The sequence below is a fragment of the Chryseobacterium sp. CFS2 genome (assembly GCF_036543225.1).
In the GTDB taxonomy this organism is placed as follows: Bacteria; Bacteroidota; Bacteroidia; order Flavobacteriales; family Weeksellaceae; genus Chryseobacterium; species Chryseobacterium culicis_A.
Genome location: NZ_JAZHQU010000005.1, coordinates 135,908 through 155,695 on the forward strand (window position 1 = coordinate 135,908; position 19,788 = coordinate 155,695).

Sequence of the window (19,788 nt, forward strand, 5' to 3'; positions counted from 1 at the left end):
GAAAATTGCAAAGACGCAAAGGTTTTATAAGTTTTATCTATAATTTTTTTAAGTCGCAAAAAAAATCAAAGATTTTCAACAAGGTTAGCTTATTAATTAATTGCATTATTTAGCAATATTAATTAGCAGTATTAAATTTTATCGGAGATAAAATCCTCGCGCCTTAAAGCACAATTTTTTGATATTATTTTGCGCCTTTGCGTATATAAAACCTTCCAGAAATTGTAAATATTATAAAAATGATACCAAAAAGATTTATCTTTGCACCAGAAAATTATGACAATACAAAGAGCACATATCAATGCAGAACTATTCAAAAGTCCTTCTAATAAAGGATTATTTGGACGTGATGAGGTGATATGGAATGAGGCGAAATGTGCTGACTTTGGAAATTATTTACTATAAACTTGTAAAAAATTAAACAAAATACAACAGAAACGCCTCGGAAAACCGAGGCGTTTTTTGTTTTTTAGGTCAGAAATTATTTAGAATGAAAAAAAATAACCATAAACATGAAAATTTTTTAATAAACAATGAAACTTTAATACGATAAAATAGAGTGATAAGCAACCCGATGAGAGACAGTCATTTAGGTAATTAAGATATCCGCAAAATATTGCGGACAGAAATTCTCTATGCTTAAATTTAAACGTAATTAATTGATTATCAATAATTTAATTTGAAAATTTATTTGCGGATTCCAAAAATTCATATTTACTTTGCAACCGAAAATTGAAAGCAACAGATTTTCAGGATTCAGTTAAAAATAATTTAGAAACAAACAAAAATAAAATGAAACAGTTACACAGCATATTCAATCAATATTCAAAACTATTCGGACAGGAACCGACAGGTGTTGCGTGTATTCTTGATCGTGGAATTGTGGATAAAAGGTGCTTATATACGTGGGTCAGCTAATGATCTCTTACGTTAAAATATATGAAGCGCCTCCCGAAAAGAGGCGCTTTTTTTTATGGTTTCTTTAGCTTATTTGGTAAAGCGCCGGTCTGTGGAACCGGAGAACAGGGTTCGATCCCCGGAGATACCCAATATAAAATCTCATGGCTCAATTGGATAGAGCGTTGGTTTACGACACCGAAGGTTGAAGGTTCAAGTCCTTCTGAGATTACAAAAAATGTGAATTACGAAATTAAAAATTGGCACACAAAGCGAGCTGATTATTAATGATTCACAAGCCAAAACAATCTCATAGCTCAATGGGTTAGAGCACCGGTCTTTTAAACCGGGGGTTGAAAGTTCAAATCTTTCTGGGATTACAAAAACGGTTCCGTAGCTCAACTGGATAGAGCATGGGTTTTCTAAACCCAGGGTTAGAGGTTCGAGTCCTCTCGGAATCACAAAAAAAGGTCTATTGAGGTAATGGCTAACCTGCCCGACTGTCTCTTGGGCACTGCGAGTTCGATTCTCGCATAGACCGCAAAGATTCATAAAAAACTTCGGTTCCGACTGTCTCTCGGAAAAGGATTTTAAAGTGAATCTGCAAAACTGGAAAGATAACGGTGGTTGTTTACCCGTCTTGGACGCGGGAGGTCGCAAGTTCGAATCTTGCTTTCCAGACAATTTGTTCCATTAGCATAGTGGTAAGTGCATTCGGCTTTCTACCGAACGACAAGGGTTCGATGCCCTTATGGAATACAAATGATTTCGTAGCTCAAGTGGTTAGAGTATCGGTCTGATACACCGAAGGTTGAAGGTTCGAGTCCTTCCGGAATTACAGTAACTAATTGTTAATTGTTTCAGGAGAAAAAGTAAAAGTTTGTCGAGAGCAGAAGATCTTTACGCCAAACACAAAAAATACAGACAGGCTTTTCTTCTCTCCGGATGAATTAGAATTAAAAGATATCATTTATAAATTTTTAGGTAAAAATAAAGTTTGTCGAGCGCAGAAGTTCTTATATCAAACAAATTAAGACAGACTTTATTTTTTAATCTGATGGTTCGCCGAAGTGGAAGAGTCGGGGCGGTCTGCAAAACCGTTGTGTAAACTGAGTGGGTTTGAATCCCATAACCTTCTCAATGTAAAAACTATAGAAGATATAAGAATCTTTATCAATGATCTTTTATCATCTATAGCAAAGAATATCCTTTATTAATAAAAGAAAAAGGCTGTCGAGCGCAGAAGATCTTTAATCAAACATTCAATAAAGACAAGCCTTTTCTTTTTTCAAAGGAAAATTGAGGAATTACTTATTATTCATTACTAATTGCTCATAAAAATCCGGAAGTACGCCGAAGTTGGAGAGTCGGGGCAGACTGACATGAGGAACGAATTGAACGATTCCTTAAAAAAATGAAAGTAATAGAGTTAAAATCTGTTGCTTCATTGCTGAGTAGGTTCGAATCCTACTACTTCCACCCAACCACTGATAATGTAATGGCAGCATGCAGGAAATGTACTCTTGTCGTTCAGGTTCGATTCCTGGTCAGTGGGTAATGCTCTATTCGTCTAACGGTGAGGACGCCTGCCTTTCGAGCAGAAAATAAGGGTTCGATTCCCTTATAGAGTACTGGATGTGAATAACTGGTCAATATTGAATTGATTTAATACCATGAAAGTTCAGATTTAAAAAAAATTGGCCAGTTGCCATTCACACAGAAAATGAAGAAAAGAGAAAAGGACTGTCAAGAGCAGAAGATCTTTAGTCAATAAAAATGGGCAGCCTTTTACTTTTTTAAAACAAAATACATTAGGAAATGAGAAAGGTTTGTCAAGCACAGAAGATCTTTACAAACACTAACAGGCATAGTTCATCAACAGACAGAATTTTCTCAAACCTAGACATAATATGAGCAATAAGTAATAATGAAAATAGAAAATATTACTAATTACCAATTACTCATTACTTAATAAAAAACCTGCGGGAATGGTGGAATGGCAGACACTCTTGATTTAGGATCAAGCTTTTGGGGGTTCGAATCCCTCTTTCCGTACCAAAAACATAAATGATAAAATATCAATGATAAACGATTGCTGAGCAATCCATCAATTATCAATTATCATTGATCAATTATAATCGGAAGAGTGGTGTAGAAGGTCTGCACGTTAGTCTGAAAAACTAAAGGTACAGGTTCAATTCCTGTCTGTTCCACAAAATATAAATGATAAGAGATCAATGATCAATAATTGCTGAGCAATTGATCAATTATCAATCATCATTGATCAATTATAAAACTGATTCATAGTGTAATAGGCAGCACACAAGATTTTGATTCTTGGAGTTTAGGTTCGAGTCCTAATGAATTAACAATATTTACTCTGATAGTGTAATGGCAGCATCTCAGTCTCCAAAACTGATGGTATGGGTTCGAATCCGATTCAGAGTGCAAAAAATAGAAATTAGAAACTAGAAGTTAGAAATTATGATTTCTAGTAATCATTTATCAATTATCAACAATCATTTATGAATTAAAACATGTAGAAAAAATGGAAACGCAACAACAAACATGGCAGAATATGAACGGGAAATTTTTCCAAAACTCTATCACACAGCTGGTAGAAGAAGCCATCATCCGCGAACAGGCAAACGGACACCGTCTGAAAGTATGTGTGGGATCAGACTCTCATGTATACGGAGATGCCATCAATTATGCTACGGCAGTAGTATTTATTCGTGAGGGAAAAGGAGCGTTTACCTTTATCAGAAAAGAAAGAGAAATACAGAGTATCAGTATCAAGGAGCGAATGCTTAATGAGGTTAACAAATCCGTAGAAATTGCATACGCGATCTGCTCTGTGTTGGATACTTATGGTGTGGAAATGGAGGTACACGCAGACATTAATACCGATCCCGATTTTAAATCCAATGTCGCATTGAAAGATGCAATGGGATATATTCTTGGAATGGGATATGTGTTTAAAGCAAAACCTTATGCCTTCGCAAGTTCCAATTGTGCTGATATGATGGTGTAATAAAGCGGGAAGCTTAAAAATTATATAAATTAAATCATGGAAAAAACAAAAAGATTACTATTTCTGGATGATATAAGATACCCGATTGAGGCTTATCATTATACCAAACAAGATATTTTCCTCAGAAATGACTGGCATATTGTTCGGAATTACGAGCAGTTTGTCAACAGAATCCTGGAAAAAGGACTTCCGGAAATGATTTCTTTTGACCATGATCTGGCAGATGAGCATTATGTGGATCAGCATTCTCAGGAATATGTCGAAAAGACAGGGTATGACTGTGCCAAATGGCTGATAGAATATTGTATGGACAATTATCTTGACCTTCCAAAATTCTACTGTCATTCTATGAACCCTGTAGGAAAGGAAAATATTCTTAGCCTTTTAGATAACTTTAAAAAACTGTAATGGACATTTTTAGATATATTCAAGATATAAAAGTACACCTGAAACTCACATTTGGTGAGGTGGACGAATGGTTCAGAAAAGATAAAAAAACGTTGAATCATCAACCTTCAAACGGAGGTTGGACGATTCAACAGATTTTAGAACATATTTATCTTACGAATTTTTACTTACTGATCCTTATTGAAAAAGGTTCCAAAAAAGCAATGAAAAATTCTTTGAATCTTGACCTTGAATCTGAAATTAAAAACTACAGTTTCAATAAAGAAAACTTTGACAGGGTAGGTGAGCATGGCGCTTTTGAATGGATAAGACCGGAACATATGGAACCGAAAGGAGAAATGAGTCTGGATGAAATCAGAAGCCTCATTACTCAGCAATATCTTCAGTGTTTACAATATCTGGAAGTAATGGGAAATGGTGAAGGTTTCTTGTATAAAACGACAATGACAGTAAATGAACTTGGGAAAATTAATGTATATGAATATATTTATTTTCTTTCCCTCCATGCCCAAAGGCATATTACCCAGATGAAGAAAAACGAATCAGAAACGATTAAAAACTAAAACAAAATGATTTTCAAAACATATAACTCTATAGAAAATGCTTACCAGGCCCGCGTGATCGAACAGATCAGAATGCAGGGTTTTGGGGATGAGGTTTTCATTGTACAGGAAAAAGTTCACGGGGCTAATTTCTCTTTCTTTACCGACGGAAAGGAAATTAAAATCGCGAAGAGAACTGCTTTCATCGAAAAAGATGAGAAATTTTTCAATGCCTATCAGATATTGGAACGCTACAGAAAAAATGTAATAGAAGTGTTTCAAAAAGTGAAAACCATCTACCCGGATGTAGAAACTGTAGTCATCTACGGTGAATTGTTCGGTGGCGGTTACAAACATAAAGAAGTGGAGCCTGTAAAAGATGCGGTAAAGGTACAGAAAGGTATTGAGTATGCACCTTACAACGAATTTTACGCCTTTGATATTAAACTGAATGGAATTACCTATTTGGATACCGAAGTAGTCAATCATATTTTTGAGGAGACCGGTTTTTTCTATGCTAAAATCTTGTTTCAAGGGACTCTTGAGGATGCTTTGAGGTATCCCAATGTTTTCAATTCAAAAATTCCGGCTTGGCTGGGATTACCTGAATTGGAGAACAATATGTGTGAAGGTACTATCGTAAAAACTTTGAAAACCCAATATTTTGGAAACGGGGCAAGGATCATTCTGAAAAATAAGAATGAAAAATGGATCGAGAAATCCAAAATGGTTAAAAAAGAGGGAAAAACTGTTCATAAACAGATCTACTTCAGTGAAAAAGCTCAGGAAATCTGGGAAGAAATACAAAAATATGCTACAGCCAACAGATTGAATAATGTGGTAAGCAAAATCGGCGAATTCGAACCTAAAATAATAGGTAAAGTGATTGGTCTTTTTTCACAGGATATTTTAGAAGATTTCCAGAAAGATTTCCCTGCTGCTTTTACAGCTATTGAAAAAGAAGAGCAGAAAAGGATCAATAAAAAGTTCAATTCTTTAGTAATTGATTTTATAAAAGAAGAGTTGATGACTCTTAAAGTGTAGTTTCGGTAAATTTTACCGAAACTTTTTTATGTATAAACCAAACCATAGAGGCAACATAAGTCTTAGAAACTTGATTTTCATTATGCAGTAAGTTTGTCATTCCGTTAGGAATCTCAATTAAAAGTGAAAATATATCTAAGATTCATTCAAAATGATAAATGTTATAGAGATTTATGGTTCAAAAAAGAAAAAACTATGTTACAGGCAGAAATAAAAAGTCTTTTAAAAGAAGACATCAGTATATTAATCAAAATTCCTAATTCCGGAAAGCATTATCTGTGTGATTGTGGAGAAGCGAGTTTGTTGACTGTGAAAGAAGTTCAGTCTATATCCGCAATATTCATCAGTCATACTCATATCGATCACTTTTCAAATTTCGATGGAATTTTCAGACATCAGATCGGAAGCGGAGAAAAGGTTGTAATTAGTGGACCGAAAAATATTCACCAACAAGTTGAGGCAAGATTGAAATCTTACACCTGGAATCTGATTGAAGAAAACGCAATTGCCTATGAAATCCGTGAGATTGTTTCAAAAGACGAAATTAATATCTATGCTCTTCGTCCGCCACACTGGAATCTGGAACTCATCAATACCCAAAATTTCCTTTTTGAAGACGAATATGTCAACGTTGATTTTGCCATTCTTGATCACAAAACAGATTCTATAGCTTATTTGTTTAAAGAAAAAGATACAGTAAGCTTCAATGAGGTTGAGTCCGGATTTAAAAAAGGAAAATGGATCAGCGAACTGAAGACCGCTTTTGAAAATAATAGCAGAGACAAAGAAATTGAAATTGAAGGAACTGTTTATAAAGCAGCCGATCTTTTTCATTTGTTAACCCGTAATGAAGGCTATAAGCTTGGTGTCATCATGGATCATGCTGTAGACAAAAGCAATTATGAGAAAATAAAAGCAGTGTTTGGAGGAGCAGATCTGGTGTATATTGAAACATTTTATAAGGATTCTGATCAGGAATTTGCCAGGATCAATCATCACAGCTTTGCTTCCGCATCAGGGAATATCATGAATGAATGCGAGGTGAAAGAAGCCATTCCGATTCACTTTTCGAGAAGATACACAGAAAGCGATCAGGAAGAAATTGAAACTGCTTTTTATAAAGCATTTCGTAAAAATTAATTAAAAATATTTACCAACTAAAACTACAGTATTCACAGAATAATAATCTATACAGTTGTCATCCTGAGGAAGGAAGAATATGCTTAAAGTGAAAGAGATTCTTTGTTTCATTCAGAATGACAGCAAAGTGTTGAAAATTTTGTAGTTAAAAAAACAATTAAAAAAATGAAACCCAATATATTTTTTACAGCAGACCATCATTTTGGTCATGAAAATATTATAAAATTTTCAGAGAGACCCTTTGAATCACTGGATCATATGAATGAAGAACTCATTAAAAGATGGAATGAGAAAATAAAACCCGGTGATGCCGTCTACCATTTAGGAGACATGAGTTTAGGAAAACCGGATTTTACCAAAGATATTTTAGACAGGTTAAATGGCAATATCCATCTGATCAAAGGCAATCACGAAGGGGCAGCTTTAACCTATCCCAAGCGGTTTGCTTCCATCAGAGATTATCACGAACTGAAAATTGATGAAGCAGATAACAGCAACGGAAAACAAAAAATCATTCTTTTCCATTATGCCATGCGCACCTGGAATGGCTCGCACCGAGGTGTCTGGCAATTATACGGTCATTCACACGGAACATTGCCGGATGATGAGATGGCTTTGAGTTTTGATGTAGGGGTAGACTGCCACAATTTTTATCCCGTTTCCTACGAGGAAGTCAAAGAATTGATGAAAAGGAAAAAATGGACGCCTCCATTTGCTCCCAGAAATTAATTGCTGGTAAAAAGTAGTGGATTGATATAAGAAAAAGATATTCATTTAATATTCAACTGCCTTTATCATACATTTTACTTTTTACAAAGTACATTTTACAATAACAATGAAAACAACCAATGAGATTATAATCATCGATCTGGAAGCGACATGTTGGGAAAACGACAGAATTCCCAGCGGACAGAAAGTTGATATTATAGAAATAGGAATTTGCAAGTTAAACTTAACATCAAAAGCAATTTCCCAGAAACAAGGCATTTATGTAATTCCGGAACGATCAGAAATCAACAGATTCTGTACAAAACTGACGGGAATTACTCCGCAACTGATAGAAGAAAAAGGAATATATTTCGAAGAAGCCTGTGAAATAATCAGAGAGCAATACCATTCTGCACCACTTACCTGGGCTGGATACGGGAACTTCGACGGAGAACAGATTATAGAACAATGTGACTGGCTCGGTATAAAGAATCCTTTTTCAGAAAACTATATGAATGTGATGTATGAATTTAAAAGACATTTCGGATTACACAAACAAATAGGACTTAAAAGAGCCCTGGATTATCTGAACATGAACTTTGAAGGCACCCACCACAGCGGAGCAGACGATGCTTATAATACAGCCAGAATTTTAACTAAGATTCTGTAATTAGGAAGGAAGCTGGAAGACTGAAGCTGGAAGGAAATTTAGTTATAATAAAAAAATTTCCTCTTCCTGCATCCATCTTCCGCCCTTTAACAATTAAATTTTAAACACGTGAAAACAACAGAAAATATATTAATAGTAGACCTCGAAGCAACATGTTGGGAAAACCGCCCGCCAAGAGGTCAGGAAAGCGAGATCATCGAGATTGGTGTATGCATCATGAATGCAAAAACCGGGAAGATCTCTAAAAATGAAGGGATTTTAATAAAGCCTCAACATTCAAAAGTAAGTCCGTTCTGTACGGAGCTTACCACTCTTACCCAAAATATGCTGGATCATGAAGGAATCATGCTGGATGACGCATTCGATATTCTGAGAGCAGAATATGATTCGGAAGAACTGACGTGGGCAAGTTATGGAAATTATGATCTGAACATGCTTCAGAACCAGGCAAGGAGATTCTACACTGATTATCCAATGAGCGATGACCACATCAATGTGAAGACATTATTCGGTGAAATTCATCCTACCATCAGAAAAAGTGTAGGAATGAACCGTGCTTTGGGTGAATTGGGAATGACTTTAGAAGGTACGCACCACAGAGGAGTTGATGATGCCAAAAACATTGCGAAAATTCTGCATTGGTGCCTGAAGAATTATTAAATGACAGGGAAGTAACTACAGCTCAGTTTAAAAATGAAGACTGTCTCAAATAATGAGGCAGTTTTTTATTTTGTAACTATATAAAATTTAGTGAATTACAGCCCTGTTTTTACTATTTTAAAAAAAATTAACGTATCTGTATGATAAAATGATTTTATGGTAAGGCAGTACAAATTTTAAAATTAAGACACCAAATGATGTGTAAATCTCAAAGCAGAGGGGTTTTATATCCTTTTATAGTAATATATCTTTAAACAGAGAATTATTAATTAAGAGCTGGAAGTATGCTGACAGTTGTTTTATTAACTTAATATTTTGTTAAAAAATTCACTTTAATGGGATAATTTACTGTCTGTCAGTCATTTTTTTTTATTTTAGCCGACAAGAATGAACTTATGTTTATTGATGAGGTTTTTGAGGTAATATATTTAAACTGAGAAATAAAGAATAAAATTCCGGATACAATGAGATACCGACTGATTTTGTTAAGATTGACCTTCCTTAAAAACTGTTTTTTTTAATAAATGATTCAATTCTTATGGTGGTGTTTATCATCATGACATGATCAGAATTTTATAGAGAGCATCCTGTTTTTTCAGGCTCTGTTTTTACAGTAGAAAATAATGGAATTTTATTAAGTGCTGTATATCAGTTTAATATTGGGTAGAATACAGTGCTTCCAAATGTTGGGATAAATCTGGATTTACCTTCCCGGAAGAGGATATATTTATTCCTGTTTTCCGGACTGTTTAATAAATATGAAACACTCTGTGGTACGGCTTTTGAAGCCGTATTTAACAAGGCAGTTTTGAATGATTTAAAAGAAATGAAGTTGGGAATAATAATTGGTAAAAAGTTAAGTTTTGAACAGAATCAAGTAAAGGGGTTTGCCCACGGTTTTTCAAAACTTACCAGTCTGATTAACAGTTGCAATATTGCTTTTGGAAAGCTGCTGATTCCCATTCTTTCAGCGGTTACGAAAACGGTTTTTAATGCTAAAAAGCTCCTCGGGCTTTATCATAAACTGTTACAACAAAATGGGTATGGACAGGAAATAGTTCTTATGAGACTGCCCGAAGAATGGAAAAAATGAATAACCTGAAAACAAATTTATACATCAAATTAAAGCACATGAAAGAAAGACTTTATGAGATCCTTAATGAGGAAAAAATACATGAGATTATCCCCTTTCTAAAAGAGCTTAGTATTGAAGAAAGGAAAACACTGATACCGTCTATAAAGAAAATGGACCGTGAAATCAGTAAAATTATAATGACTAAAAACTCCTACCATACGGCAGGATCTGTAAACCAACACTCCATTATAGATATCGCATCTTTTGTCTGCATGGACAAAAAGAACTTTGGTAAAAACTACTGGAGCCTTTTCCGTAATGCAGAACAAACCGAACAGATACTGGAATGGGGATGTCCGGAATGGTTTTCAGACTTTATCAATGAATCGGTAGAAGCTGAATTTACGGCATTCAATTATAAAGATATTTTAGGATGGACAGAGAAAGGCTATGTACAGCCCAAACCGGAACTGCTGGGACATCACCTAAGTAATTATCCGGCGGATCTTGACCATCATCCTGAAACCCTCAGTACTCATTTTTGGTATTTGTGTGAATATCCTTCCAAATCTTTGCCCTTCCGTAAAGAATGGTTTCCTATCGTACAAAAATTGATTAATGAGAAGAAAATTGAAAGAAAAAGATTCTTGAAAGAATGTCTTTTGGCTTCTAACAGAAACTTTAATAAAAATGTTACAGGCTGGTTTATGGACACATTTACCTCTTTAAAACCTACTGAAGAAGAACTGTCGGATCTGCAGGATGAATTACTCGCAGGGCTGGCTTCCTCACAGTCAAAAGCAGTGAATACGATTCTGTCACATTTGAAAAAAATAGTGGGAACTCCTGAGTTTAAAAATGAGGAATTTTCACATTATCTCCCTAACCTGTTGAGTTCAGAGGTGAAAACAGTAGTGGTTTCCAGTCTGGGGCTTACTGAAAAAATATTTCAGAGAAAGAAAATGGATCCTGATATGCTTGGAATGGCTTTAAGTACAGCATTTGTCAGTAAAGATGACGGGATACAGTCAAAAGCAGCAAAGATTATCCTTAAATATATTCCGGCTTCAGAAAATATGATTGAGGCGCTTTCTCATTATTCAGATAATATACTCACCAATGTGCGTCCTCTTTTGGCAAAATATATTGAAGAAAAACAGCCGGAACTTGAGGCGATAGCTTCAGAAAAACGACAGCTGGCAGCAGATGAAAATGCAGTACAGATCCTTCAGAATTTTGAAGATCTGATGTTCTATCTTCCTTTGGCAATGGATGATCCGTATAGTTATCATTGTGATATTGCTTTGACAGGGTTTATCAAATTTGCCGGAGATGTAGATGCTGAATCTGTAAAACTGATAGAACCTGTATTTTTGAAAGCCTGTAAAACCATTGCGAAATGGGAAGTCCCTTATCTCAATGTTTTGTTATGCAATGCAATTATCAATTATGGGCTGGCTTTAAAGGAAGAATATCCGGTTCAGCTAAAGAATCTGGAAAAAATATACCAGAAAACCCAGGAAGAAGAATCCACAAGAGAGTCTTATTCCAATTATCAGAAAAAATTGGGTCCAATAGAAGAAGTTGGGGCAGATTGTCCTGCAAGGCAGGCGTTTAAGGAAATTGCTATCTATGCGGTTGAAAAAATAACATCCGGAGATAAAATTCCTTTGCTATTTCCTATCACCCATGCTCCATGCTGGATTTCTCCCGTTACTTTGGTAGAGAGGCTGGAGCATTATCAGAATAGTAATACAGAGCCTCATCATCTGGATATTCAGCTGGCACTGCAGCGTTGTGCTTTAGATGATACTTCAAAAGCTATTGCGGAAGTTGAGAAAAGATTAAAAGGTGAATATAAAGAGTTGCTGCTTTTTTTCTTTGGTAAAAATGGCAATCCTGAAGGTAAGTTTATACACCCTTCATGGTGGATGACAGCTGGGATTACCCGTTCACCAGAGACTGTTTTTGAGGAATTCAAAAGTTTCGGATATGATAATATTCCTGCAGAATTCTTTTCAGGAGCTTACCAATGGAAAACAATTGATAATAAGAAAAACTCATACTATCCTGTGGAGCTGAATATTGTCATTCCAAAATATCATCTTGAAAAAAGAAAAGAACCTTTATTCATGGAATATTTTGTTGCTGAACAGAAAGAGCTTAATGAAATTCCTGCGCTCATGCTTTGCTTTCCCAATACCCCTGCAAACGCTCTGGCGAAGGTAATCAAGTACTGCCTTTTCTATTCCGGAATTGCAGAAGTGTATGAAAGAAGCCTTGTTTTAAATACTGCCAGTACACTGTATCAGATCAAAAAGCCCTTGGATGAAATTGGCTATCTGTTTCTAGGCACTATTTTCCTGGACAGTGATAAAACCATCCGTGGGACAGCTGCTGAAATTTGGCTTGAACATGTTTCTTGCCAGATGATGGATAATGCATGGCTGGGAAGAGTGATTGGTTTACACGAGAAGCTGGAGTGGGCTCCGGTTAAGAGATTAACAGATCTTATGCAGCATCACATGCTGAATGTAAGTAAGAATCATAATATTGCCCTTGAGGAATTGATTTCCAATATTCTGCTTCAAATGGAAGAACCGGTTACCAATCTGAAAAGAATTCTTGAAATTTATCATGAAGTATTGGCTTTGAACCAGTCATCTGTCCATAAAGAAGTTATAGAAAAAATAAACAGCTGGAAAGAAAATTCGAGTCTGAAAAAAATCTGCAATCTTCTTCTGAAAAAATAGATTATGGAAGATACGCTTATTTATAACTATTCAGGAGTATCCTCTTTAGTCAGAAGAGCTGCTCTTGAAGAGTTGTTTCTCGCCAAATACAGTGAAATTCATAAAAATACAGATGCTCCCTGTTTTTTCTGGGGAAATGTGGGGCAGCCCTTTATTTTAGCTCGATGTCTTATCACGCTTTCCAATATTGTGAAATCCAGCTTTAACCTTTCTCCGTTTCAGATGGGACTTCTTAAAGATCCTATCGTGACAGCAGGAAATGAAAGATTAAGGTTTGAAGGTTTCTCACACTGTGCAGGAGTTTATGCAAGAGTAGATGTACTGCCTGATGGATTGGATGGTGAGTTTCTGGAAAACGGAACAACGAATGTGGATTTTAATCAGCCTATGATAACGGCTCTGGGAAGTATCCGTCCGAATGAAAAGATTATGCTTTCTGTAGGGCAGAAAGAAGTCGGTCTATATAAAGAGGAAAATAAAATAATAGAAAGAAAAGTGCCTTTGCCTACAAAATGGATTAAAGGACTGGGAACTGTTCAGGTCTATTTATCAGAATCTGAGGAACGTCATACTTTTAATAAAATCCAAACTCAACAACTGTTTCGCGGAATGCCGAAAGGGATAGTGAAGTCAGATTATTATTTGATAGTCAGAGGAAATAAACCCATTTTTTCTCCGGTAAAATCTGCAGATGCCGTTTGTATTGGAGGGCTTAACAGGCTTCGCCTTTTAGAACCTCTTCTTCCTTATATTGATTGTATGAAGGTTTTTTCCCATACCAATAGACAATCTACAACATGGCAGCTCTATATGGGGAATATCAGATTCAGTTTTTCTTTGTCGAGAGAAAGCTGGAGAGGTTTTTCAGGAGAAGGAGCTATTCTGGAAAGTCTGATTTCTGATGTTTCAGATGAATGGATTGATGTTCTGGATAAATATGCTTATGCTAATCAATCTTTCAATCCGGAGAGACTTGCTTTGGAGGAAAATATTAGTTTTATCAAAGCTGAAAACATTACCAGGCGGCTTGCTGCAATGGGATTACTCGGCTACGATCTTGATGAAAAAGAATTTTTCTACCGTAGGCTTCCTTTTAAGTTAAGCCGTATTATCGGGCTCAATCCCCGCATAAAAAACGCTGAAAAGCTTATAGAATCCGGAAAAGTAGAAATTTTAAATAATAGTAAAGAAAGAACAGAAGCCAGAGTAGAAGGAACCGGAGTGCATCATACGGTAATCATTGACGAAGAAAAAGAACGTTGTACCTGCGAATGGTTCAGTAAATATCAGGGTGAAAGAGGACCCTGTAAACATGTATTGGCAGTAAAAAAACTGGTAAATGTTTAAAAATTGCTGATGCTCATTTTATTATTTTGTCAACAATCGCACAGGCGCAAAAATTTAATTTTTTGAGACGAGCTTTACGGTAAGCTCATATTTTTATTGCGCCTCTGCGTTGTATTTACATTCAACGAATATACTTCTATCAGTTTTCGGCCTGTTTCATCCACTCTTCATAGCTCAGTACACCCAATTCCGGTTTGCTTTCACCTTCAAGAATAGAAATAAACTCAAGCTGGTTTCCATCAGGATCATTAAAATAAATGGCCAGTGCAGGCATCCATGCAAATACCATAGGTTCAATACTGCCGTTTTTCAAAAAATTGTAAGGCTTTAAATTCTTATTTTCCAGGAATTCTACTGAATAATTTAAAATATCTTCCTTACTGCTGGAAAAAGCAAAATGCCTGGTCTGAAGATTCTCCTTCTGTTCCCATAGTCCTAACATAAACTCTTTCCCTTCGCCAACCCATAAAAAAGCAATAGGTCTGGTTTCATCTCTGTGAGCCAGTGTTAATCCTAATACTTCTGTATAAAATTCTATAGCATTTTCCAGATTGCTCACCTGAACATGAGTCTCATATATTCCTTTAATCATAGCTTAATTTTAATAATAACAAAGCTAGAAAACCCTTTCCGGAAAACTCACTATAAACGATTTCTTAAATGGAAATGAATGATAGAAGGATTTTATAATTAGGAATTAGGAATTAGGAATTAGGAATTAGGAATTAGGAATTAGATTGTCATTAAATATCAATATCAGTTTTCAACTTTTATTCAATAGGGGTGGGCTTTAGCCCGCCTTATAAGAAAGCTCTATTCAAATGGCTTTAGCCGAAACTTAGAAATCTGGATAATCTGAAAGATCAGCAAGAGTTATTTAAGCACAAAATATCCAGCATACATTATCATTTAATTACATTTTAAAATAAAAAATCTAAGAAAATTTTTCTACGCAAATAGATTGCGCAATACTGTTTTTACTTTGCATCAGAAATCAGAGAGGAAGTATCAATCTCTCCAATGTTTAACAAAAAAACAGTAACCATGAAATTTAATTTTTTAAGAAAAGAAAATAAAGTAGTACAGAACTACGAAGGTGCAAAAGCTTATGCGATGACACCTGCAGAAGAATTGTATAGTGCTGTTGTTACAACAGGACTGTCCGATGCCAACTATGAAAAGGGAAATGACAGATTAAAAAGAATACAGTCTCTGATCAAAAAAAACGACCCTGAGTTTGTTGCAAAACTTGCCGTGTATGCTAGAAAAGATATGTACTTAAGATCCATTCCTTTGGTTTTGACGACCGAATTGGCAAAGCAGACTTCCGGTACAGACCTTGTAAGCAAAACAGTAGATGGAGTGGTACAGAGAGCGGATGAAATTACAGAATTACTGGCGTATTACCAGCTTGCGAATAAAAGAACGGATACCAAAAAACTCAATAAACTCTCAAAGCAGATTCAGAAAGGTTTGGTAAAATCATTCAATAAATTTGATGAATATCAGTTTGCAAAATACAACAGAAAAGCAGAAGTAACCCTGAAAGATGCGCTCTTCCTGGTTCATCCGAAAGCTAAAGATGAAAATCAGCAGTCTGTTTTCAACAAAATTGCCAATAATACACTGGAAACCCCTTACACTTGGGAAGTAGAACTTTCCGTTTTGGGTCAGAAGAAATTTGCAAACGATGCAGAAAGAAAAATGGCCTTCAAAAACAAGTGGGAAGAATTGATTTTCAGTAACAAATTAGGCTATATGGCAACCATGAGAAACCTGAGGAATATTCTGGAAGCCGGAGTATCACCTGATGCAATGAATAAAGTTTGCAGATATCTTTCCGATGAAAAAGCAGTATCCAACTCAAAGCAGCTTCCGTTCCGATTCCTGGCAGCCTATAGAGAATTAAAAACAATAGATTCTCCTTATCTGTCTTCAGTATTGGAAGCCTTGGAAAATGCGGTGGTGGTAAGTGCTAAAAACATCAAAGGTTTTGGCTTTGACACTTCTGTAGTAATTGCCGCGGATGTGTCAGGCTCTATGCAGAAAGCGGTTTCCAGCAAAAGTAAAATATTGCTGTATGATATCGGTTTGCTGATGTCTATGATCTTGCAGTCACAGTGTAAAAACGTGGTGACAGGTATCTTTGGTGATCGCTGGTTAAGAGTTCCAATGCCGAAAAACGGTATCTTAAGGAATGTAGATGCATTCTACAAGAGAGAAGGTGAAGTAGGATATTCTACCAATGGTTATCTGGTCATCGAAGATCTGATCAAAAGAAAAGAACAGGTGGATAAAGTAATGCTTTTCACCGATACCCAACTGTGGGATAGCACTGGAAACAGAAATTCTTTCGAAGACCTTTGGAACAGATATAAAACCATCGCTCCTTATGCAAAACTGTATATTTTTGACCTGGCAGGTTACGGTCAGCCGCCGCTCGATGTCAGAAAAAATGATGTATACCTTATTGCAGGTTGGTCCGACAAAATTTTCGATGTACTGAATGCTTTGGAAGACAAAAAATCTGCCGTAAAAATGATTCAAAAAGTAGTGCTGTAACAGGCACTGCTTTTACATAAAAACAGATAACCACGAAAACAATCAATATATTTAGGAGCTTAATCCCGCTTTCCACTGTATCTTTTTCGCCAAAGCTTTTTGCAAGCCATTAAGAAAAAGGATGCCGTTGCAATCGGGGCTAAAAAAAAACGATACGCTATGAAACTTATTAATACCATTGAAATTAGTCCACTGAGATATGCTAAAGAAGAATTCGAACTGCCGGAAATTTCTGATTATCCGGATCCTGAAGAGTGGTATACAAAATGGGAAGAAGTTGCTTCTCGATTGAATTTCAATTTTAAGACCATTCAAAAAGGATCTTATCTGGTTGATATTGAAGATATTGATGATGACAATCTGGAACTCATTGTTCAAGCAAGGCTTAAAGATATAGATTTTGATGATCCTGAAGTATTGGATCATATACTGGCCCTTGATGGCGGAATTGTTTTAATGATGGATGATGAAATTAAAATTGCTCCAAATTGTTGCAGTGATATCGGAAATAGTGATGAATGGCAAAGAATCTTTCAAAAAGAATCTTCAGATTGGTCAGATTTATGGATCGGGCATCCCTGGATTTTCTATAAAAAAGAGAATGGCAAAATTAAGTTTTCTGATTATTCAGATGAAAATCTACAAGATTTTAAAGACATAAAAGCCATTTTTGAAGTAGATGAATATCAGCTAAAGACAGAATTTGAAAAAGTAATGCAACAACAAATCAATTTTAAAAACAGAATCTTAGAAATACTCAGAAAAATGGAAATTAACGAAGCCGAAAAAATTTCAGAACTTTTAGCTGGGATCAGAAACTGACATAGGAAACGGAGGCGTTAAAAAAATAAACTATGCGAACGTTAAGAAAATTCTACTGTTTGAAGCGCGACACAGAAATTGAAATGAAGAACTCATATTACATTCGCGCAAGTTTTAGAATTTTTAGAGAGCGTAGATTATTTTTAGCCGGAGTTTCCAAGTCTTGAATTTTTGGTTCTTTTGCTTCAAGGCAAAACGAACAGAATCAAAAACTCTTATACATGGTTACTTGGTTTAATTTAAAATAATACTATGGGTAATTTAATGTTCAGAATTGAACAGGATCTTAAAGCAGGCAGAAAGAAAAAAGCATGTGACAGGCTAAGAAATATGATCAATCAGTTTCCCAATGATATTTCCCTGAGAAAAAAATTAGGACAGATTTATTTTGAAGCAGGATTTCTTGATGAAGCAGGTAAATTTTGGATTCTATGTACTTCAGAGAATAATGAAATGAAAAATGCTGTGGAGATTTACAGAAAATCATTGAGTAATTCAGGAAGCGCAATTCTAAAAGATATTGTTTTCAGAGGAGACAAAGAATGTCTTGATGAGTATGCCATGAAAGTAATGGCTGAACTTGAGCAAGATAGTTTCAAAGCCACAAAGCATATTCCTGTTTTTAAAGCTAAAATAAGAGAAAAGGGAAAATATCCAGAAAGTCAAACAGGTTTTCTAAGTACACTTGGAACTTTTTTATTCATTGGATCAATTATTTTGATTCCTATTCTCGGAATATATAAACTGTTTGAATTGATAAAATTATTATTCTTTCAATAAAAAAATAAACTACGTAAAAAGATTGCGTACATGTAATATAATTTTGCAGTGTTAATACTATCGGTGCCGTTAGAAAGACCTACTTCGATTCCAAAAACAGACAGAGTCTTTCACATGATTGCCCGCTAGCTAACCAATGCCGTCGATAAGAGTTTCATCGTCAACTTCCAATTGAATATCATTTACTCTTATTATTAATTTGCTTGGTTTTTTAATAAAAAAATAAGTGCGTAAAAAGAATGCGTACTAGCGATATAAATTTGCAAAAGATAAAACGAATAATTATGATTCATCATAAACCAAATCTAAAAGGAACACTGTATTGAGGTTAATACTCAATACTTATGAAAAAAATTAAAAAAGTAAGAAAGAAATTCGGATTCAATGAATATGGATTGACTGACTTTCCGAAGAAAATTTCCGGTGTACAGATTTCAAGAATCTTGTACGGGAATGAAATGGGTTGTTCGTACTGTTTTCCGCATGGTTATGAAGTGGTGAATGCAAAGTACACAAAATTCCAGAGAAACTGGAAGAAGTATAGAAGAACTCAATGGAAAAATTAAAATCAGGTGTCGTTTTGGAATCATACTTCGAGTTAATCCTTCAGATGCAGGTTCAATTCCTGCCATTCCTGTTGTAAACGGAATGTAGCTCAAATGATAGAGCAGAGGGAAAGTAAAAGGTTCCGCCACTTTTATCCTGATCATATAAAAGACTGTCGTAGAGAATACTTACTTCGGTATAAGTTGGTTTGACTCCAGAATGTAAATAATCTTGTATCAGTCTTTTTGAACCTAACTTCTTTTATTTAAATCACACACATGAAAAAATAATAATAAATAGGATGAAATATCCGGCGATGACAGCTATGGAAATGTGACATAGGAAACGGAGGCGTTAAAAAAATAAACTCTGCGAACGTTAAGAAAATTCTATTGTTTGAAGCGCGACACAGTAAAGGAAACGAAGAACTAATGGTAAATTCGCGCAAGTTTAGAATTTTTAGAGAGTAGAGATTATTTTTAGCTGGAGTTTCCAAGTCTTGAACTTTTGGTTCTTTTGCTTCAAGGCAAAACGAACAAATTTAAATAAAAAATAAGTGCGTAAATAGAATACGCAGTGACAATATAATTTTGGAAAAAGAAAACAAATAACTATGAATAAACATAGAAAGTAAGTGTCATAAAACAGAGTTACTTCTTTAGGGACGGTAATACAGGTTCGAATCCTGTTCTGCAATCGCAGATAGTAGAAATGGTAACACCCCGTATAAGCCTCTGTTTGATTTAATTACCTTACTAAAATAAAAATCAGGTGTCGTCTTAGAATCATACTTCGAGATT

General features: G+C 35.3%; 17 protein-coding genes and 12 tRNA genes. 28 read left to right on the plus strand and 1 reads right to left on the minus strand.

The annotated features are described in order from the left end of the window. Window positions 1–276 precede the first annotated feature (276 nt). The 24 genes from ODR02_RS13360 to ODR02_RS13475 all read left to right on the plus strand — a co-directional run bounded on the left by ODR02_RS13360 (window position 277) and on the right by ODR02_RS13475 (window position 14,278). Window positions 277–405, plus strand: a complete 129-nt coding sequence (locus tag ODR02_RS13360) for a penicillin-binding protein (protein ID WP_167595381.1) — start codon at window positions 277–279, stop codon at window positions 403–405. 576 nt (window positions 406–981) lie between these two features. Then, a tRNA-His gene (locus ODR02_RS13365) sits at window positions 982–1,049 on the plus strand. 6 nt (window positions 1,050–1,055) lie between these two features. Then, window positions 1,056–1,129, plus strand: a tRNA-Arg gene (locus ODR02_RS13370). Between the two features lie 74 nt (window positions 1,130–1,203). Further along, window positions 1,204–1,277 (plus strand) — tRNA-Lys (locus ODR02_RS13375). A 7-nt stretch (window positions 1,278–1,284) separates the two neighbouring features. Then, window positions 1,285–1,358: transfer RNA gene (locus ODR02_RS13380), tRNA-Arg, on the plus strand. A gap of 8 nt (window positions 1,359–1,366) precedes the next feature. Next, a tRNA-Asp gene (locus ODR02_RS13385) sits at window positions 1,367–1,438 on the plus strand. A gap of 68 nt (window positions 1,439–1,506) precedes the next feature. After that, window positions 1,507–1,578, plus strand: a tRNA-Pro gene (locus ODR02_RS13390). Window positions 1,579–1,661: 83 nt separating this feature from the next. Next, window positions 1,662–1,735 (plus strand) — tRNA-Ile (locus ODR02_RS13395). A gap of 218 nt (window positions 1,736–1,953) precedes the next feature. Continuing rightward, a tRNA-Cys gene (locus ODR02_RS13400) sits at window positions 1,954–2,035 on the plus strand. 421 nt (window positions 2,036–2,456) lie between these two features. Continuing rightward, window positions 2,457–2,528, plus strand: a tRNA-Glu gene (locus ODR02_RS13405). A gap of 351 nt (window positions 2,529–2,879) precedes the next feature. Next, window positions 2,880–2,955, plus strand: a tRNA-Leu gene (locus ODR02_RS13410). Between the two features lie 82 nt (window positions 2,956–3,037). Then, window positions 3,038–3,110, plus strand: a tRNA-Phe gene (locus ODR02_RS13415). 164 nt (window positions 3,111–3,274) lie between these two features. Further along, window positions 3,275–3,345: transfer RNA gene (locus ODR02_RS13420), tRNA-Trp, on the plus strand. Window positions 3,346–3,445: 100 nt separating this feature from the next. Continuing rightward, window positions 3,446–3,931, plus strand: coding sequence for a ribonuclease H-like YkuK family protein (locus ODR02_RS13425; RefSeq protein WP_209785929.1), 486 nt, complete (start codon window positions 3,446–3,448; stop codon window positions 3,929–3,931). Between the two features lie 36 nt (window positions 3,932–3,967). Beyond that, window positions 3,968–4,339 (plus strand): cyclic-phosphate processing receiver domain-containing protein, encoded by a 372-nt coding sequence (locus ODR02_RS13430; protein ID WP_309513096.1) that lies wholly within the window; start codon window positions 3,968–3,970, stop codon window positions 4,337–4,339. Further along, window positions 4,339–4,902, plus strand: a complete 564-nt coding sequence (locus ODR02_RS13435; protein ID WP_309513095.1) for a DinB family protein — start codon at window positions 4,339–4,341, stop codon at window positions 4,900–4,902. Before ODR02_RS13430 ends, ODR02_RS13435 begins: the two co-directional genes overlap by 1 nt. A gap of 6 nt (window positions 4,903–4,908) precedes the next feature. Further along, entirely contained in the window at window positions 4,909–5,925 is a 1,017-nt protein-coding gene (locus ODR02_RS13440; RefSeq protein WP_309513094.1) for an RNA ligase, Rnl2 family, read from the plus strand. 195 nt (window positions 5,926–6,120) lie between these two features. Continuing rightward, complete coding sequence (locus ODR02_RS13445; protein ID WP_209785925.1) at window positions 6,121–7,065, plus strand: peptidase; 945 nt, start codon at window positions 6,121–6,123, stop codon at window positions 7,063–7,065. 165 nt (window positions 7,066–7,230) lie between these two features. Then, window positions 7,231–7,794, plus strand: a complete 564-nt coding sequence (locus ODR02_RS13450) for a metallophosphoesterase family protein (protein ID WP_309513093.1) — start codon at window positions 7,231–7,233, stop codon at window positions 7,792–7,794. A gap of 106 nt (window positions 7,795–7,900) precedes the next feature. Continuing rightward, window positions 7,901–8,443 carry a 3'-5' exonuclease gene (locus tag ODR02_RS13455; RefSeq protein WP_309513092.1) on the plus strand — a complete coding sequence of 181 codons (543 nt, stop codon included), beginning with the start codon at window positions 7,901–7,903 and terminating at the stop codon, window positions 8,441–8,443. Between the two features lie 108 nt (window positions 8,444–8,551). Further along, window positions 8,552–9,103, plus strand: a complete 552-nt coding sequence (locus tag ODR02_RS13460) for a 3'-5' exonuclease (RefSeq protein WP_105684294.1) — start codon at window positions 8,552–8,554, stop codon at window positions 9,101–9,103. 673 nt (window positions 9,104–9,776) lie between these two features. Then, the gene (locus ODR02_RS13465) at window positions 9,777–10,196 is read left to right on the plus strand and encodes a DUF7825 domain-containing protein (protein ID WP_309513091.1); all 420 of its coding nucleotides are present in this window, start codon (window positions 9,777–9,779) and stop codon (window positions 10,194–10,196) included. A 38-nt stretch (window positions 10,197–10,234) separates the two neighbouring features. Next, window positions 10,235–12,931, plus strand: coding sequence for a DUF6493 family protein (locus tag ODR02_RS13470; protein ID WP_309513090.1), 2,697 nt, complete (start codon window positions 10,235–10,237; stop codon window positions 12,929–12,931). A 3-nt stretch (window positions 12,932–12,934) separates the two neighbouring features. Beyond that, window positions 12,935–14,278, plus strand: a complete 1,344-nt coding sequence (locus tag ODR02_RS13475; protein WP_309513089.1) for an SWIM zinc finger family protein — start codon at window positions 12,935–12,937, stop codon at window positions 14,276–14,278. Between the two features lie 139 nt (window positions 14,279–14,417). Here the strand turns inward: ODR02_RS13475 and ODR02_RS13480 are convergent, their stop codons facing one another. Beyond that, entirely contained in the window at window positions 14,418–14,870 is a 453-nt protein-coding gene (locus tag ODR02_RS13480) for a VOC family protein (protein ID WP_309513088.1), read from the minus strand. Between the two features lie 452 nt (window positions 14,871–15,322). Here ODR02_RS13480 and ODR02_RS13485 point away from each other — a divergent pair, with 452 nt between their 5' ends. From ODR02_RS13485 to ODR02_RS13500, 4 genes are all read left to right on the plus strand, one after another. Then, on the plus strand, window positions 15,323–16,840 hold the full coding sequence (locus ODR02_RS13485; protein WP_309513087.1) for a TROVE domain-containing protein: 1,518 nt from the start codon (window positions 15,323–15,325) through the stop codon (window positions 16,838–16,840). Window positions 16,841–16,999: 159 nt separating this feature from the next. Then, entirely contained in the window at window positions 17,000–17,662 is a 663-nt protein-coding gene (locus tag ODR02_RS13490; protein ID WP_309513086.1) for a hypothetical protein, read from the plus strand. Window positions 17,663–17,914: 252 nt separating this feature from the next. Further along, entirely contained in the window at window positions 17,915–18,442 is a 528-nt protein-coding gene (locus ODR02_RS13495; protein ID WP_309513085.1) for a DUF6584 family protein, read from the plus strand. Window positions 18,443–18,786: 344 nt separating this feature from the next. Continuing rightward, on the plus strand, window positions 18,787–19,008 hold the full coding sequence (locus tag ODR02_RS13500) for a phosphate ABC transporter substrate-binding protein (RefSeq protein ID WP_209785914.1): 222 nt from the start codon (window positions 18,787–18,789) through the stop codon (window positions 19,006–19,008). The last annotated feature ends 780 nt before the right edge of the window (window positions 19,009–19,788 follow it).